Source organism: Bradyrhizobium sp. BRP23, from assembly GCF_020194135.1.
Lineage (GTDB): Bacteria > Pseudomonadota > Alphaproteobacteria > Rhizobiales > Xanthobacteraceae > Bradyrhizobium > Bradyrhizobium yuanmingense.
The window spans coordinates 668,302-685,000 of record NZ_JADYVW010000004.1 but is presented as its reverse complement, the minus strand read 5'-3'; the positions used below and the strand labels follow the sequence as shown (position 1 = coordinate 685,000).

The window sequence follows — 16,699 nt, the reverse complement described above, 5'->3', positions numbered from 1 at the left end:
AGACGACTTCGACGACACCGGATCGCTCCAGCACACCGCCGCGCGAGCGCGGCCGCATGATGTGCGGCAGATCATCGACGCCGCACGGCGGAAACGCCAGGCCGTCCGCGGGCACGTCGAGGCCGCAGGCATTGGCGATCGCGGCCATCTCGATCGCCGATTTGGTGCCGTCGAGGAACGAGTTGAACATCTGCGGATTCATGCCGGCCGACTGCGCTTCGCCCGCGGTCAGGCCGTAATGCTGCCAGACACCGTCGGGCGTCACGTCGTGATAGGCCGGGAGGTACTTCGTGCCCTTGCCGGCGGCAATGACGTGAAATCCGGTGGCGCGGGCCCAATCGACCATCTCCGCCGTCAGCGCCGGCTGGTCGCCATAGGCGAGCGAATAGACCACGCCGGCTTTGCGCGCTTCGTCGGCGAGCAGCGGGCCCGCCAGCACGTCGGCCTCGACATTCACCATCACGATATGCTTGCCCGCCGCGATCGCGGCGCGCGCGTGGGCAATGCCGACGGCGGGATTGCCGGTCGCCTCTACCACCACGTCCATGGCGCCGCCGGCAATGGCGCGCGCGCCGTCATCGGTGAACACGGTCGCGGCGATGCGTTCGGCATCCCAGCCGACGGTCCGGCAGGCCTCGCGGGCCCGGTCGCGGTCGATGTCGACGATGATGGGCACCTCCAGCCCCGGCGTGTGCGGCACCTGTGCGAGGAACATCGAGCCGAACTTGCCGGCGCCGATCAGCGCGACACGGACGGGCTTGCCGGCGGATGCGCGGGCTTGCAGGAGGCGGAAGAGGTTCATGGGGGATCCGAGATCGCTATGGCTGTCAGGTGACACTGTCAAACTTCGTCATTCCGGGGCGCGCGAAGCGCGAGCCCGGAATCCATTTCTCCACAAGCACTGCGGCCCGATGGATTCCGGGCTCGACGCTCCGCGTCGCCCCGGAATGACAGGTTACTCCGCCGCCTGCCGTGGTGCCCGTGCCAGCCGCAGCAGCGCGTCGTCGTCCACCGTCTTGATCGGCGTGAAATCGCGATGGGCGATGTAATCCGGTCGTGTCGGTGTGCGGATATGGTTCGAGACCGCATTCAGCGTCAGGTACACGATCTTGCGCGGATAGGGCGTGATGTTGCCGCTGGAGCCGTGCACGAGATTGCCGTGGAACATCAGCATGCCGCCGGGCTTGCCGGTGGGCGCGACGATGCCGCCCTGCTTGACGAGGCGCGTGACCGTATCCTCGTCCAGCGTCCATAGCGGATAAGAGGTGGTGGCAAGATCGTGCGAAGCCTCGAGATCGCCGGCGTTCTGGCTGCGCGGCACCAGCATCAGGGGGCCGTTGATCGGCATCACCTCGTCGAGGAAGATCGCGATGTTCATCGCCCGCGGCTCCGGCATGCCGTCATCGCGCTTCCAGGTGCCGTAATCCTGGTGCCATTGCCAGACGTCGCCGGTGAAGGCCGATTTCGCGTTGATCTTGAACTGGTGCATGTAGACGGGCTCCCCGAACACCTGCTCGACCGGCTCGATCATGCGCGGATGCGCGCCGAGGATCGCGAACGCCTCGTTGTAGAGATGCGCGGCAAAGGCCGTGCGCGGCGCTCCGCTCTTCTCGCGCCAGACCTCCGGCCGGTTGGCCTCATAGATGGCGACCGCCTCGCGCGCGAGCAGGTCGACCTCCTCTTGGGCGAACAGCTCGGGCAGGAACAGCCAGCCCTCGCGGTGGAAGAACTCCAATTGCTCCTGAGACAGTTTCATGGGTCGTCCTCCTTGGTTTTGTTTGTTTTTGTCATTCCGGGGCGCGACGAAGTCGCGAGCCCGGAATCCATTTTCCCCGCAGTCTCTGCCGCCCGATGGATTCCGGGCTCGATGCTTACGCATCGCCCCGGAATGACGGTGGCAATCGCTACGCCGCCGCCTCTTCCGTCGCCCGCAATCTCTCCTCGGTCATCCGTCCCGCCGTCTGCGCGTGCGCGAGCGCGGCGCGTTCGGCCGCTTTCGCGTTGCCGCTGAAAATGTGCGCGGCAATATCGGCATGCTCCGCCCAGGCGCTGGCGCGATAATCGAGCTCGGAGAGCACCGTCGCCATCGAGCGACGCATGTGCGGCCATTGCGGCGCCATGGTCTCCTCGATCACGGGATTGCCGGCGAGCTGATAGATCGCGCGGTGAAAATCGACATCGAGGGTGATGAGCTCGGATAGCGTGGTGTCGCGGTCGCTGCGGCGCCCGGCGGCGAGCGCTGCCTCCAGTCGCGCGCGTCCCGCTGCGTCGCTGGCCGCGCGCTGAGCGGCCAGCCCGGCCGCCAGCGCGTCGATGGCGCCGCGCACCTCGTAGAGCTGACGGATGCGCGCGGGATCGAGCTGAGTCACTTCAAAGCCGCGGCGGCCGCTCTCGGCGACCAGGCCCTGCCGATGCAACAGATGCAGCGCATGCGACACCGGCTGGCGCGACACGCCGAGCCGATCGGCGAGCTCGTTCTGCCGGATGCGCTGGCCGGGCCGAAGCGTGCGGTCGGAGATCGCCTCCAGGATCCGCGCATAGACTTGGTCGATCAGGTTCGGGAGCGGGTCGAGAGGGATCACACCGGCAGCTCCAGAAGAACGAAGGAATACGGAATTCCGTATTCGAACTTACGCTCGGCAAGGTGGAGCGTCAAGCCGTATCTCGGGCGATCCCAAGGGCTTCACGTCACCCGGGTAAGCTGTTGAATTTCCTGAGTCCGTCTACTGTGCATGGGGTTGTTTTCGCGACAACGGGTCCGGATCTGACCCATCCAGCACCTCCACCTCCATCGTGGCGATGTCGTCCGCATCGGCCACCGCCTCGATCGCCCCGATCCGCTCGCCCACGAACGTCACGCGCAGGGCAATGCGCAGCTGTCCGCCGAGGATGACGGCAGCACCCAACTCACCATCGACCAGCGCCGTGCGCGCCGTCCGGGCGCGGTCCTTGTAGAGCTGCGCGACAGCCTCGGCGCCGCGCACCTCCGCCAGCGAGCCGAGCCGCACCGCGGCCTGATCGGCGCGGAAGACGACCTCGGGATCCAGCACCGCGAGCAGCCCTTCGAAATTGCCCTCGCGCGAGGCTTTAAGAAATGCATCGACGATCCTTCGCTGCTGCGTCAGATCCGTCTCGGGCACCGGTGCGCCCTGCACGCGCCGCCGGGCGCGGCTCGCCAGTCGCCGCGAGGCATCGACCGAACGGCCGACGATCGGCGCGATCTCCTCGAACGGGACGGCGAACATGTCGTGCAGCACGAAGGCGAGCCGCTCCGCGGGCTGCAGCGTTTCCAGCACGACCAGCAGTGCCGCGCCGACGGAATCGGCCATCTCCGCCTCTCGCTCGCGGGTATCGTCGACCGGCTCGGGTACGTGCGGACCCATCGGATCCTCGCGACGCGACTTCCGGGCGCGCAGCATGTCGAGGCAGATGCGCGCAACGACCGTGGTCAGCCAGCCGCGCAAATTCGCGATGTCGGACAGGTCGTAGCGGCTGACCCGCAGCCACGCCTCCTGCACGGCATCGTCGACCTCGGCGCGGGAGCCCAGCATGCGGTAGGCGACCGCACGCAAATGGTCCCTGCTCGCCTCGAACTGTTCAGTCAGAAAATTTTCTCCGGTCATCGGTCACATTCCCTCGTCGCGATCCGTCATGCCCATAACGAAGCCAATCCGGCCGATGTGACCGGAACCTTCGAAATTCGACAGATGGAGACGCAACATGATGCACGCCCGCATGAAACACCCTGTCATGGTCCTGCCGGAGGCCATGAATGTCCTTCAGTCCCTCGGCAACCTGACAAAGCAGGGTCTGCCGGAAAGGCTCCTCGAACTGGTGCACCTGCGCGCCAGCCAGATCAATGGTTGCAGCGTGTGCGTCGATATGCACCCGAAGGTCGCCCGCAGACTGGGTGAGACCGACGAGCGCTTGTTCGCCGTATCCGCCTGGCGCGAGGCACCCTACTTCACCGACGCCGAGCGCGCCGCGCTGGCCCTGACCGAAGCCGTCACGCGCCTCGCCGATCGCGAGGATCCGGTGCCCGATGCGATCTGGAACGAAGCCGCCAAGCACTTCGACGAGCGCGAGCTCGCCACGCTGATCGTTGCGATCGCGACGATCAACGTCTGGAACCGCCTGAACGCGACGATCAAGATGCCGGTCGGCGTGTGGAAGGTGTGAGCTACTCCGTCAGGAATCTGCTCACCACCTCGCCGAACTCGAGCGGCGCCTGCTCGAACATCCAGTGGCCGGCGTTCGCGATCACTGCCGTCTCGGCGCCCGCGATGTGCGCGGCCAGCACGCGCCACATCACCGACAGGCTGCCGGTGGTGGCGCCACCGCCGATCAGCAGCGTCGGCGTCCTGATCGCCTGCGCATCGCTGAGGGTGTAGGGCCGGCGCTGCTCGTTGATCTGGCCAAGGAAGGTGAGCGCGTTGTCGCGGAGTTGTTGCTTGGCCGCAGCCGGCACGCGCCGCCAGGAACCGTCGCCCTCGATGCCTTCGTAGAAATTCCGCACCGCGCCCTCGAGGTCGCCGCCGCGGATCATCTCGACCGAGCGCGCCGTGCGGGCCGCCAGCGACGGATGCGCGGGCGTGCCTTCGGGCACAGGCAGGGATGGGTCGAGATCGCCGCCGGGCTCGGCCAGCACCAGCTTGTGCAACAGATCAGGCCGCGCCTGCGCCACGCGGAAGGCGATGTGGCCGCCGCGCGAATGGCCCATCAGGTCGACGGGGCCGGGCCTGACCTGCTCGATGAAGGCAATCGTATCGGCGACGTGCTGCGCCATCTTGTAGTCGTCGCCGACGGCGTCCCAATGCTCGGGAAAGAAGTGCCGCAGGCTGACCGCGATCACGCGATGGGATTTCGACAGCGGACCGAGCACCGAATACCAGGTGCGGAAATCACCGAGTGTGCCGTGCACACAGACCAGTGGCGGGCCCTCACCGACCTCGAGATAGGCCATGTCGTAACCATTGACGCGGAAGCTTTGCATGGTCAGCTCGCCAGAAAATCCAAAACCACTTCGGAGAATTTCTGCGGCGCCTGCTCGAACATCGGATGCGTCGCGTTCGGGATGATCGCCGTCTTGGAATAGGGCACATGCGTGGCCAGCGCATGCAGCACTTTCGGCAAGAGGCCCTTGGTCCGCGCGCCCAGGATGAACAGCGTCGGCATCTTGATCGCCTCCGCATCCGCCTTCGAGAACGGCGGGCGGCTGTCGCGGACCTGGCCGATCAGCGTAAAGGCATTGTCGCGCAGGTTCTGCTTCACCATCGCGGGCAATCGCGGCCAGGTGCCTGGGCCTTCCAGCGTGTCAACGAAGACGGCGAGCCCGCCGTCGACATCGCCGGCCGCGATCTTCTCGGCAGAGGCCGTGAAGCGCGCCAGCAGCGGCGAGGGGCCGCCGACGTAGTCCGGATCAAGGCTGGCATCGAGCTCGCCCCCGGGCTCGGCCAGGATCAGCCGGCGTAAGAGATCGGGCCGCTGCTGCGCCACGCGGAAGCAGATATGCCCGCCGCGGGAATGGCCCATCAAATCGACCGGTCCCACATCGAGCTTGTCGATGAAGGCGATGACGTCCTCGACATGCTGGGCGATCGAATAGGTGTCACCGACGCCGTCCCAGCGCTCCGGGAAGAAGTGCCGCAGGCTGACGGCGATCACCCGGTGCCGCTGCGTCAGCGGCCCCAGCACGCAGCCCCAGACGCGGAAGTCATTCAGCGATCCATGCACGCAGACCAGAGGCGGACGGCCCCTGTCTTCGCCCACGTCGAGATAGGGCATGTCGTAACCGTTGACGTGGAGGCTCTGCATGATGGACTCGGGAGAGGATTGGAACGCCTGTGCAAGATTCCCGGAAACCGGGTGGATCGCAACTATTTCCAAGCCTAGATTTGGCACGACATCAAAGTGGGGGCCTGCAACGGAAGCAAGCCAGGAACCTAGACATGACCGACCAGCATTTTGCCCTGTTCGACACAAGGATCGGCCTGTGCGCCATCGCCTGGGGCCCGCGGGGCATCAACGGCACGCAATTGCCGATGGGCGGCGAGCAGAAGATCCGCACCCGCATCAGCCAGCGTCATGCCGACGCCGTTGAGGCCGAGCCGACCGCCGAGGTGCAACAGGCGATCGATCGCATGACAAAACTGCTCGCCGGCGAGCCGGATGATCTCACCGACATTCCGCTCGACCTCGACGGCGTGCCCGAGTTCAATCGCAGCGTCTACGACATCGCCCGGGCGATTCCGCCGGGTAAGACCATCACCTATGGCGACATCGCAAAACAGCTCGGCGGCGTCCAGCTGTCTCGCGACGTCGGCCAGGCGCTCGGCCGCAACCCGTGCCCGATCGTCGTGCCCTGCCATCGCGTGCTCGCCGCGGGCAACAAGCCCGGCGGCTTCTCGGCGAATGGCGGCGTGGTCACGAAGCTGAAGATGCTGGAGATCGAAGGCGCGCTGGTGAACCACACGCCGAGCTTGTTCGATTGAAGATACCAAAGCTTGCTCGGCGTCATGGCCGGGCTTGACCCGGGCATCCACGTGTTCCTTTGCGGTACAAAGAACGTGGATGCCCGGGACAAGCCCGGGCATGACGGTGTTGAGAGCGGCCGCTCGCCCTAAATCTTCGTCGCCGTCTTCGGCCAATACCGATCGCGCAAATGCCGCTTCACCAGCTTGCCGGTCGGCGTGCGCGGCAGCTCGGCTTCGAAATCGACCGAGCGCGGGCACTTGATGGCGGAGAGGCGGCTCTTGCAATAGGCGATCAAATCGGCTTCCAGCGCCTTGCCGGCGCGGCTCATGTCGTGGGGCTGCACCACCGCCTTGACCTCTTCGCCCATCTCCTCGTTCGGCACGCCGAACACCGCGACGTCGGCGACCTCAGGGTGGGTGATCAGCACGTCCTCGGTCTCCTGCGGATAGATGTTCACGCCGCCGGAGATGATCATGTAGGACTTGCGGTCGGTGAGATAGAGGAAGCCGTCCTTGTCGAGATAACCGACATCGCCGAGCGTCGACCATCCCTTGGCGTTGTAGGCTTTCTTCGTCTTCTCGGGGTCGTTGTGATAGGTGAAGGCGGGCGCATCGGCGAAATAGACGGTACCGATCTCGCCGACCGGCTGCTCCTCATCGTTCTCGTCGAGAATCTTGATCTTGCCGACCACGGCGCGGCCGACGCTGCCGCGGTGCTCCAGCCATTGCTGCGAGTTGCAGACGGTGACGCCGTTGCCTTCCGAGCCGGCGTAATACTCGATCAGGATCGGCCCCCACCATTCGATCATCTTGGCCTTGACGTCGATGGGGCAGGGCGCGGCGGCGTGGATCGCGCCCTTCAGGGTGGAGACGTCGTACCTCGTGCGCACCTCGTCCGGCAGCTTCAGCATGCGCACGAACATGGTCGGCACCAGCTGCGATTGCGTCACCTTGTACTTCTCGACCAGCTTCAGGAACTCTTCGGCGTCGAAATGCTCCATGATGATGGAGGTGCCGCCGAGCACGATCGCCATCATGTTGAAGCGCAGGGGTGCCGCATGATAGAGCGGCGCCGGCGACAGATAGGTGCTCTCCGCATTCATGCCGCACATGTCGGCGCAGAGCACGCGGAGGAAGGCGTTCGGCACGTCGATCCTGTTGCCTTCGAAAGCCTTCTTGATTCCCTTAGGGCGCCCGGTGGTGCCCGACGAATACAGCATGTCGTAGCCGGCGACCTCGTCGGCGATCGGCGTCGTCGGCTGCGCGGCGGCTTCCTTGTCGTAGGAGCGGAAGCCGGGCAGCGGGTCGTCCATCATGTAGAAGATCGGCTCGCCGGGCGTGCCTTTGATCAGGCCCTTGATCTGGTCAGCGCATTTCGGCGTCGTGATCACGACCTTGGCGCCGCAATCGGCGATGATGTAGTCGATCTCGTCTTGCTTCAGGTAGCGGCTGATCGCGGTGTAATAGAGCCCGCTGCGCTGTGCCGCCCAGCACAGCTCCATGAAGGCGAGCCGGTTCTCCATCAACAGCGCGATGTGGTCGCCGGCCTTGAGGCCAAGCGAGCGGAACAGCTGCGCGCCCTGGTTCGAGAGCTCGTCGAGCTCGCGATAGGTGATCGCTTTGCCGGTCCCGGCCATCTGGTAGGCGATCTTGTCGGGCGTCGTCTTTGCGTGGATACAGGGGTGGGTCATGGCGTTTCCTCAAAACGCGAATGGCGAGTAGCGAGTGGCGAATAGGGAAGAAGGGCAAACCGCTCTTCGCCTACTCACCATTCGCTACTCGCCACTCACTGCTCGCTTTTGTTTTTTACAGTCGCTCCACGATCGTCACGTTGGCCATGCCGCCGCCTTCGCACATGGTCTGCAGGCCGTAGCGCTTGCCGCGCTGGTGCAGGGCGTGGACCAGCGTCGTCATCAGCTTGGTGCCGGAGCCGCCGAGCGGATGGCCGAGCGCGATGGCGCCGCCGTTGACGTTGAGACGCTCCGGGTCGGCGCCGGTGGTCTTCAGCCAGGCGGTCGGCACCGAGGCGAAGGCCTCGTTGACCTCGAACAGGTCGATGTCGCCGATCTTCATGCCGGCCTTCTCCAGCGCGCGCTTGGTGGCGTGCAAGGGAGCATCGAGCATGATCACGGGATCGCCGCCCGTCATGGTCATGTGATGGATGCGGGCGAGCGGCTTGACGCCGAGCTGCTTCAGGCCCTTCTCGTTCACCACCATGACGCCGGAGGCGCCGTCGCAGATCTGGCTGGCGCTGGCCGCGGTCAGCTTGCCGTTCTCGGCGATCAGCTTGACGCCCTTGATGCCGTCGAGCGTGACGTCGAAGCGGATGCCTTCGTCGATGTGGTGGGTGTCCTTGCTGCCGTCGGCACGGGTGATCTCGAGCGGCACGATCTCCTTCTTGAAGTGACCTCCTTGCGTCGCCGCGATCGCGCGCTGATGGCTGTCGTAGGAGTACTGGTCGAGCTCGTCCTTGGAGAGGCCGTACTTCTCGGCCATCATCTCGGCGCCGGTGAACTGGCTGAACACGATATTCGGATACTTCTTCTCGATGCCCGGGCTCTTGTAATTGCCAAAGCCATTCTTGGCCGGAAGCTGCGACGACAGGCCCATCGGCACCCGCGTCATCGACTCCACCCCGGCCGCGATCACGACGTCCATCGCACCCGACATCACCGCCTGCGCGGCGAAGTGCAGCGCTTGCTGCGAGGAGCCGCACTGACGATCAATCGAGGTGCCTGGCACACTCTCCGGAAGCTTCGAGGCCATGATCGCGTTGCGCGCGACATTGTTGGACTGTTCGCCGACCTGCATCACGCAGCCCATGATCACGTCCTCGACCTGAGCCGGGTCGACCTTGGTGCGGTCGACCAGCTCGTCCAGCACCTTCGCGGCGAGATCGGCCGGATGCCAGCCGGCGAGACGGCCCCCCTTGCGCCCGCCGGCGGTGCGCGCAGCGGCGACGATGTAAGCCTCGGCCATGTCGGTCTCTCCCTGAATTCTTGATTGGGTTGGTTTGTCGGAGACGGATTTAAGGGACCGGAGATCGTTTAGTCAATCGATCAATTAACTCTTGTGATGAGGCGCTGCTTGCGCTTATCTGCGCCCCGCTTCCAGCGGCCAAACAGGGATCTCCGTGGCGACCAGCGTACCGAACAGGCTCCCCAGCGGGAAAAATTCCACGGCAGAGAAATTGCTGGTGGCCGCGAGCGAGCTGATGATCGAACGCTCCTCGATCGAGATCTCACTCTCCGACATTGCGCAGAAGTCGGGCGCCAACGCCGCGCTGGTCAAATACCACTTCGGCAACAAGGACGGCCTGTTGCTGGCGCTGCTCGCGCGGGATGCTGCGACCGAGATGTCCAATCTCGAATATCTGCTGGCGCAGCCGATCACGTCGACGGCGAAGCTGAAGCTGCATATCGCCGGCATCATCCGCGCCTATCACCGGTTCCCCTATATGAACCGGCTGATCCACTATCTCTTGCACGAAACCAGCGCGAGCTCTGCCGACGAAGTCTCCAAGTTCTTCGTTGCGCCGCTCCTGGACTTCCACCGCCGCCTGCTGGCTGAAGGCGTCAGCCGCGGCGAATTCCGCCCGACTGATCCGGTACTGTTCTACACCAGCCTGATCGGCGCCTGCGATCATTTGTTCTTCGGCCGGCATGCGATGTCCCGCGCGACCGGCGTCGGCCCGGTCACCGACGATGTCTGCCGGCAATACATCAAGCACATGGAAACGCTGATCTGCGGCGGCATCCTCACGCAAGCCGAGGAAGCCGCTGCGGCCGGATAGTCCGGCCGACACGTGACGAGTCTAGAGAAGAAACGCTCAAGGAAAGGTACAAGCGATGCAATTGAAAGACGTGGCCGTTCTCATCACCGGCGGTGGCTCGGGCCTTGGTGCCGCGACCGCCCGCGCCATGGCGGCCAAGGGCGCCAAGATCGGCGTGATCGATCAGAGCAAGGAAAACGCCGAGAAGGTCGCCGCCGAAGTGAAGGGCGTCGCGCTGCATGCCGACGTCACCAGCGAAGAGCAGATCAAGGCCGCGATTGCGAAGGCGGAAGCCGCACACGGCGTCGCCCGCGTGCTGATGAACTGCGCCGGCATCGGCGGCTCGCAGCGCATCGTCGGCCGCGACGGTGTCTATCCGCTCGAAAAGTTCGCGCGCATCATCAACGTCAACCTGATCGGCACGTTCAACTGCCTGCGTCTGTTCGCCGAGCGTCTCGTCACCGCGGAGCCGATCGGCGAAGAGCGCGGCGTCATCATCAACACGGCCTCGGTTGCCGCCTACGAAGGCCAGATCGGCCAGATCGCTTATTCGGCCTCGAAGGGTGGCGTCGTCGGCCTGACGCTGCCGGCCGCGCGCGATCTCGCCAGCCAGAAGATCCGCGTCAACACCATTGCGCCCGGCCTGTTTTTCACGCCGCTGCTGATGGGCCTGAACGAAGAGGCCCGCAAGAGCCTGGGCGCCCAGGTGCCGCATCCCTCGCGTCTCGGCGATGCCAACGAGTACGGCATGCTCGCGGTGCACATCGTCGAGAACCCGATGCTGAACGGCGAGACCATCCGCCTCGACGGTGCGATCCGCATGGCGCCGCGATAGGCGGTTCGTTCTTCCTTCTCCCCTTGTGGGAGAAGGTGGCATAGGCGGCCTTAGGCCGCCGTTCTTAAGAACGCCGAAGCGAAGCTTCGGCTACGGCGCCGGATGAGGGGTTGTCTCCACAATCTCATTTGTGGAGGCAGACCCCTCACACAAGCGATTGTGCGGCTAGCGATTTACATGCCCTCTCCCGCAAGGGGAGAGGGCGCAGCAATCGGCGCCGCGACTCGCGGCAAGTGCGAGGCTCCCATGTCCCAACCGCTGCTGATCGAGCATGACGATGGCGTCGACCGGGTGACGCTCAATCGGCCCGAGCACCTCAACGCGCTCGATCCCGCGCTGATCGATGCGCTCAACGATTATTTCCAGGGCCTGCAACGCAATCGCGACACCCGCGTCGTCGTGCTCAAGGGCGCCGGCAAGAATTTCTGCGCCGGCCTCGATCTCAAAGCTGCGATGGCGCGCCGGGCCGGACAGCAGGAGCCGCCGGGCGTCACGGAGTCGCTGGATTCGCAGCGGCGCATCGCCGACATCGTGATGCTGATGCGGCGCTGTCCGCAGCCGATCCTGGCGCTGGTGCAGGGCGCGGCGGCCGGCGGCGGCTTCGCGCTGGCGCTGGCCTCCGACATCCGCATCGCGACGAGATCGGCGCGGATGAATTGCGCTTTCATCAAGCTCGGGCTCGGCGGCTGCGATATCGGCACCAGCTATTTTCTGCCGCGCCTCGTCGGCGTCTCCGTCGCATCCGAGCTGATCCTCACCGGGCGCTTCATCGGAGCGGAGCGCGCGCTCGCGGTCGGCCTCGTCTCGGAGATCGTGGACGAGGACAAGCTCGATGACGCGGCCGCGCCTTATGTCGAGGCGATGATGACGGCCTCGCCCGTGGGCCTGCGGCTATCCAAGGAATGCCTCAACATGAGCGTCGATGCCAGCTCGCTGGAAGCTGTGATCGCGATGGAGGATCGCAACCAGGTCCTGTGCAGCCGCTCGGAAGAGTTTTCGGAAGGCATCAGGGCCTTCCTTGAGAAGCGAAAGCCTGTCTATATCAGGCGCTGAACGATGAAGATCCGCAAAGGACAGTAATTCCGGGAGACGCAAAATGAGTGGAAGCGCGGCGGCAGTGATGACGAAGCCCGCCTTTCGCAAGGTGCAGTGGCTCGCGCGCGACATCGACGTCGAGCGTCGCGGCGACGGCACGGTGGTGCTGAAGTCGCGCATTCCGCTGCAGCCTCATGAGAAGCACATCCCGGCCTCGCTGGCGAAATGGGCCAAGGAAGCACCCGAGCGCATCTGGCTGGCGCAGCGCGGCGGCCCGAACCGCGAATGGCGCAAGGTGTCCTATGGCGAAGCCAAGCGCATCGTGGACGCGCTGACGCAAGGCCTGCTCAATCTCGAGCTCAAGGGCCGGCCCGTCACGATCCTCTCCGGCAATTCGATCGAGCATGCGCTGATGACGCAGGCCGCGATGCAGGCGCGCGTTCCGGCAGCGCCGGTATCGCCGGCCTACTCGTTGATGAGCCACGACCACGTCAAGCTCAAGTACCTGTTCGACCTGATCAAGCCGGCCGTACTGATGGTGCAGGACGGACCGATCTTCGAGAAGGCGCTGAAGGCGCTCGACCTCAGCGGCGTCACTGTGGTTCACGTCGCGCGGCCCTGCGAGGGCATCAAGAGCGTCAGCTTTGCCGAGCTCGCGGCAACGCGTGTCACGGCCGATGTCGAGGCCTCGATCGCGAAGATCACGCCGCAGACCGTCGGCAAGCTGCTGTTCACATCAGGCTCGACCGGCATGCCCAAAGCCGTCATCAACACGCAGGAGATGATGTGCGCCAATGCAGCGATGATGATGCAAGTGCGGCCGCGCGATCCGAACGGACCGATCTCGACCATGCTGGACTGGATGCCCTGGAACCACACCATGGGCGGCAATGCCGCGTTCCACCCGATCCTGGTCGACGGCGGCACGCTCTATATCGACGACGGAAGGCCGATGCCGGGCCAGTTCGAGGAGACCCTGCGCAATCTGCGCGAGATCTCGCCGACCTATTATGCCAACGTGCCGGCCGGCTATGCCGCGCTGGCAGCGGCCATGGAGAAGGACGACGCGCTCTGCCGTTCCTTCTTCAAGAATCTCTCGATCATGGCCTATGGCGGCGCGCGTCTGCCCGACGATCTCTACGAGCGCATGCAGGCCCTCGCAGTGAAGACCACCGGCGAGCGCATCGTGTTCTACACCGGCTGGGGTTCGACCGAGACCGCGCCGACCTCGACCGGCACCTATTGGGACACCGAGCGCGTCGGCCTGATCGGCCTGCCGTTCCCCGGCGTCGAGTTGAAGATGGTGCCGTGCGGCTCGAAATACGAGTTGCGCCTGCGCGGCGTCAATGTCACGCCCGGCTATTTCGGCCAGCCTGAGCTGACGAAGAAGATGTTCGACGAGGAAGGTTTTTATTGCATCGGCGATGCCGGCGTCTTCGTCGACGATTCCGATCCGGTGCAAGGCATCATCTTCGCCGGCCGCGTGGTGGAGGACTTCAAGCTCACCACGGGCACATTCGTACATGTCGGCTCGCTGCGGACCGATGCGATCGCGGCCGCCACGCCCGTGGTGCACGACGCGCTGGTCGCGGGGCAGGACCGTCCCTTCATCGGCCTCCTGGCCTGGCCGAACCTGCACGCCTGCCGGCAGCTGGTCGGCAATCCCGATCTCAGCTTTGCGGATGCTGTGAAGCATCCCGAGGTGATCGCTTGCTTCAGGCGCGGCCTGGAAGCCCACAACCGTGAATGCGAAGGGGCCAGCAGCCGTATCATCGCGCGCGCGATGCTGATGGTCGAGCCGCCCTCGATCGACGGCAACGAGCTCACCGACAAGGGCTACATCAACCAGCGCGCCGGCCTGGAACGCCGCGCGGCGCTGGTGGAGCGGCTCTATGCGGACAAGCCGGATCAGGATGTGATCGTGCTGAAATGAAGACGACACTCGCTCCATTCGTCATTCCCGGGCGCGCGCAGCGCGAGCCCGGAATCCATCGGGCCGCATATGCGTGGCGAAATGGATTCCGGGTTCGCCGCTGCGCGGCGCCCCGGAATGACGGCAATAAATGACAACGAATAAGAGGTAAGCCCGCCATGAACTTCGACTTCTCCGACGATCAAAAGCAGCTCCGCGACCAGGCGCGCAAGTTCCTCGCCGAGAAATGCTCGCCCAAGGCGGTGCGTGTCGTGCTCGACGGCAAGGCGCCTTACGACAAGGAGCTGTGGAAAGGCCTCGCCGAGATGGGCTTCCTCGGCGTCGCGATTCCCGAGGAGTTCGGCGGCGCCGGCGCCGGTCATCTTGAGCTGTGCGTAATCGCGGAAGAAATGGGCCGGGCCAACGCGCCGGTGCCGTTTTCCTCGACCGTGTACCTCGCCGCCGAAGCGCTGCTGATCGCCGGCAGTGACGCGCAGAAGAAGAAATGGCTGCCGGCGATTGCTTCCGGCGAGGCCATTGGCACGCTGGCGCTGTTCGAGGGCAAGGGCAACCCGTCGCCGAAGAACGTCAAGCTGACGGCTGCGAACGGCGTGCTCAACGGCGTCAAGAAGCCGGTCGCCGACGGTGCGATTGCCGATTTTGCGGTGGTCGCCGCGCGCACGGGATCGAGTGGGCGCGACAATGACATCTCGCTGTTCCTGGTCGATCTCAAAGCCGGCGGCGTCGATGTGAAGAGCCTCACCAATCTTGATCCGACCCGCGGACAGGCCGAGATCACCTTCAAGGATGCCAAAGCCGAGCCGCTCGGACCTGCGGGCGACGGCTGGAGCATCCTCACCCAGGTGCTCGACCGCGCCGCGGTGCTGTGCGCGTTCGAGCAGGTCGGCGGCGCCGACCGAGCGCTGGAGATGGGCCGCGACTACGCGTTGGACCGCATCGCCTTCGGCCGCCAGATCGGCTCGTTTCAGGCGGTCAAGCACATGCTCGCGGACATGTACGTCTCGGCGACGCTGGCGCGCTCCAACAGCTATTACGGCGCCTGGGCGCTCTCGACCAATGCGGCCGAACTGCCGGAAGCCGCCGCCGCCGCGCGCATCAGCGCGACGCAGGCGTTCCAGCACTGCGCCAAGAACAACATCCAGGTCCACGGCGGCATGGGTTTCACCTGGGAGTTCGACTGCCACATGTACTATCGCCGCGCCAACGCGATGGCGCTCGGGCTCGGCAGCCTCACTTATTGGGAAGATCAGCTGATCGATCGGATGCGGAAGAAGAACGCAGCGTAACGACAGGTGCGTAGGGTCGATTAGCCGAAGGCGTAACCCACCCTCGACCGGCAGTGCTCGACAGAATTGGTGGATGACGCCTCCGGCTAATCCACCCTACGGACAACAGAGAAGCAAGATGAACTTCGACGACACCCCGCAGGAAGCCGAGTTCCGCGCCACCGCCCGCGCCTGGATCAGTGCCAACGCGCCCAAGCAATACGAGGACGAGCTGCGCAAATCCTCACTCGGCCGCACCGTGCTCAAGAACGCCAACATTCTCGAAGTGGCGAAGGCGTGGCAGAAGAAGAAGGCCGACGCCGGCTGGGCCTGCCTGCACTGGCCGAAGGAATATGGCGGCCGTGGCGCCTCGCCGATCGAGCGCGTGATCTGGCAGCAGGAGGAGGGGCCGTTCGGCCAGCTGTCCCGCATGTTCATCATCGGTCACGGCATGTGCGGGCCGACCATGATGGCGTTCGCGCGCGAGGAGCACAAGCGGACCTATCTGCCGCCGCTCGCCTCCGGCGAGAAGGTCTGGTGCCAGCTGTTCTCCGAGCCCGCCGGCGGCTCGGATGTCGCGGGCCTGCGCACACGCGCCGAGAAGGACGGCGACGACTGGATCATCAACGGCCAGAAGATCTGGACCTCGGGTGCACATTATTCAGACTACGGCATCCTGCTCACGCGCACCGATCCGACCGTGCCCAAGCACAAGGGCCTCACCATGTTCTTCCTGGACATGAAGAGCCCGGGCGTCGAGGTGCGGCCGATCAAGCAGGCGAGCGGCGCCTCGGACTTCAACGAGGTTTATTTCACCAATGTCCGCATCCCCGACCATCAGCGCCTCGGCGAGGTCGGTGACGGCTGGAACGTCTCGCTGACCACGCTGATGAACGAGCGCAGTGCGATCGGCGCGGCCGTCTCGACCGGTTTCCCCGAACTGTTCGAGTACTGCTCCAGCCTGATGCTCGACGACGGCCCGGCGATCGAGGATCGCGCGGTGCGATCCAAGCTGGCGAACTGGGCGGTGAAGGCAAGCGGGCTGAAATACACCAGCATGCGCGCGATCTCGGCGCTGTCGAGGGGCGAACGCCCAGGACCGGAGAACTCCATCGGCAAGCTGGTGGCCGGCTCCATGATCCAGGACGTTGCGACCTATGCGCTCGATCTGCAGGGCGCGTCCGGAATCGTCAGCGGCGAGGATGGCGAACTGGCGGGCCGTTTCCAGGCCATGCTGCTGCGTGCGCCGGGTACACGCGTCGAGGGCGGCACCGACGAGATCATGCGCAACATCATCGCCGAACGGGTGCTGGGCCTGCCCGGCGACATCCGCGTCGACAAGGACGTGCCGTTCAACAAGATCCCGACGAAGGGAAGATGACTTCG

General features: G+C 65.0%; 16 protein-coding genes (1 of these 16 cut by a window edge). 8 read left to right on the top strand and 8 right to left on the bottom strand.

The annotated features are described in order from the left end of the window. The 4 genes from I6F24_RS14825 to I6F24_RS14810 all read right to left on the bottom strand — a co-directional run. Window positions 1–802: the 5' portion of a Gfo/Idh/MocA family oxidoreductase gene (locus I6F24_RS14825; RefSeq protein WP_109142262.1), read on the bottom strand. 512 nt of this gene lie to the left of the window's left edge; only the first 802 of its 1,314 coding nucleotides appear in the window; the start codon lies at window positions 800–802; its stop codon lies off the left edge, out of view. A 153-nt stretch (window positions 803–955) separates the two neighbouring features. Further along, window positions 956–1,756 (bottom strand): phytanoyl-CoA dioxygenase family protein, encoded by an 801-nt coding sequence (locus I6F24_RS14820; protein ID WP_036020838.1) that lies wholly within the window; start codon window positions 1,754–1,756, stop codon window positions 956–958. Window positions 1,757–1,904: 148 nt separating this feature from the next. Then, the gene (locus tag I6F24_RS14815) at window positions 1,905–2,582 is read right to left on the bottom strand and encodes a GntR family transcriptional regulator (protein WP_057028357.1); all 678 of its coding nucleotides are present in this window, start codon (window positions 2,580–2,582) and stop codon (window positions 1,905–1,907) included. 141 nt (window positions 2,583–2,723) lie between these two features. Continuing rightward, entirely contained in the window at window positions 2,724–3,623 is a 900-nt protein-coding gene (locus I6F24_RS14810; protein ID WP_225149381.1) for a sigma-70 family RNA polymerase sigma factor, read from the bottom strand. Window positions 3,624–3,723: 100 nt separating this feature from the next. Between I6F24_RS14810 and I6F24_RS14805 the strand changes: the two genes are divergently transcribed. After that, window positions 3,724–4,179, top strand: coding sequence for a carboxymuconolactone decarboxylase family protein (locus I6F24_RS14805; protein WP_109145603.1), 456 nt, complete (start codon window positions 3,724–3,726; stop codon window positions 4,177–4,179). Between the two features lies 1 nt (window position 4,180). Here I6F24_RS14805 and I6F24_RS14800 read toward each other — a convergent pair whose 3' ends face one another. Both I6F24_RS14800 and I6F24_RS14795 read right to left on the bottom strand, forming a co-directional pair. After that, entirely contained in the window at window positions 4,181–4,993 is an 813-nt protein-coding gene (locus I6F24_RS14800) for an alpha/beta hydrolase (protein ID WP_225129025.1), read from the bottom strand. Between the two features lie 2 nt (window positions 4,994–4,995). Further along, window positions 4,996–5,814 carry an alpha/beta hydrolase gene (locus I6F24_RS14795; RefSeq protein WP_225111502.1) on the bottom strand — a complete coding sequence of 273 codons (819 nt, stop codon included), beginning with the start codon at window positions 5,812–5,814 and terminating at the stop codon, window positions 4,996–4,998. A gap of 134 nt (window positions 5,815–5,948) precedes the next feature. Here I6F24_RS14795 and I6F24_RS14790 point away from each other — a divergent pair, with 134 nt between their 5' ends. Further along, window positions 5,949–6,491: a methylated-DNA--[protein]-cysteine S-methyltransferase gene (locus tag I6F24_RS14790; protein WP_225129028.1), complete on the top strand. Its 543-nt coding sequence runs from the start codon at window positions 5,949–5,951 to the stop codon at window positions 6,489–6,491. A 128-nt stretch (window positions 6,492–6,619) separates the two neighbouring features. Here I6F24_RS14790 and I6F24_RS14785 read toward each other — a convergent pair whose 3' ends face one another. Both I6F24_RS14785 and I6F24_RS14780 read right to left on the bottom strand, forming a co-directional pair. After that, the gene (locus I6F24_RS14785; RefSeq protein ID WP_225149380.1) at window positions 6,620–8,164 is read right to left on the bottom strand and encodes an acyl-CoA synthetase; all 1,545 of its coding nucleotides are present in this window, start codon (window positions 8,162–8,164) and stop codon (window positions 6,620–6,622) included. Between the two features lie 115 nt (window positions 8,165–8,279). Next, window positions 8,280–9,452 (bottom strand): acetyl-CoA C-acetyltransferase, encoded by a 1,173-nt coding sequence (locus I6F24_RS14780; RefSeq protein WP_225149379.1) that lies wholly within the window; start codon window positions 9,450–9,452, stop codon window positions 8,280–8,282. A 235-nt stretch (window positions 9,453–9,687) separates the two neighbouring features. Here I6F24_RS14780 and I6F24_RS14775 point away from each other — a divergent pair, with 235 nt between their 5' ends. From I6F24_RS14775 to I6F24_RS14750, 6 genes are all read left to right on the top strand, one after another. Beyond that, entirely contained in the window at window positions 9,688–10,266 is a 579-nt protein-coding gene (locus tag I6F24_RS14775) for a TetR family transcriptional regulator (RefSeq protein ID WP_249787271.1), read from the top strand. Between the two features lie 55 nt (window positions 10,267–10,321). Then, on the top strand, window positions 10,322–11,080 hold the full coding sequence (locus I6F24_RS14770) for an SDR family NAD(P)-dependent oxidoreductase (protein ID WP_024337318.1): 759 nt from the start codon (window positions 10,322–10,324) through the stop codon (window positions 11,078–11,080). Between the two features lie 246 nt (window positions 11,081–11,326). Further along, window positions 11,327–12,133, top strand: coding sequence for an enoyl-CoA hydratase-related protein (locus I6F24_RS14765; RefSeq protein ID WP_225149378.1), 807 nt, complete (start codon window positions 11,327–11,329; stop codon window positions 12,131–12,133). Window positions 12,134–12,176: 43 nt separating this feature from the next. Beyond that, window positions 12,177–14,048, top strand: a complete 1,872-nt coding sequence (locus I6F24_RS14760) for an AMP-binding protein (protein ID WP_109142271.1) — start codon at window positions 12,177–12,179, stop codon at window positions 14,046–14,048. A 158-nt stretch (window positions 14,049–14,206) separates the two neighbouring features. Continuing rightward, complete coding sequence (locus tag I6F24_RS14755) at window positions 14,207–15,334, top strand: acyl-CoA dehydrogenase family protein (protein ID WP_225149377.1); 1,128 nt, start codon at window positions 14,207–14,209, stop codon at window positions 15,332–15,334. 118 nt (window positions 15,335–15,452) lie between these two features. Next, a complete protein-coding gene (locus I6F24_RS14750; RefSeq protein WP_035997041.1) occupies window positions 15,453–16,694 on the top strand; it encodes an acyl-CoA dehydrogenase in 1,242 nt (413 codons plus the stop codon). Window positions 16,695–16,699 lie beyond the last annotated feature (5 nt).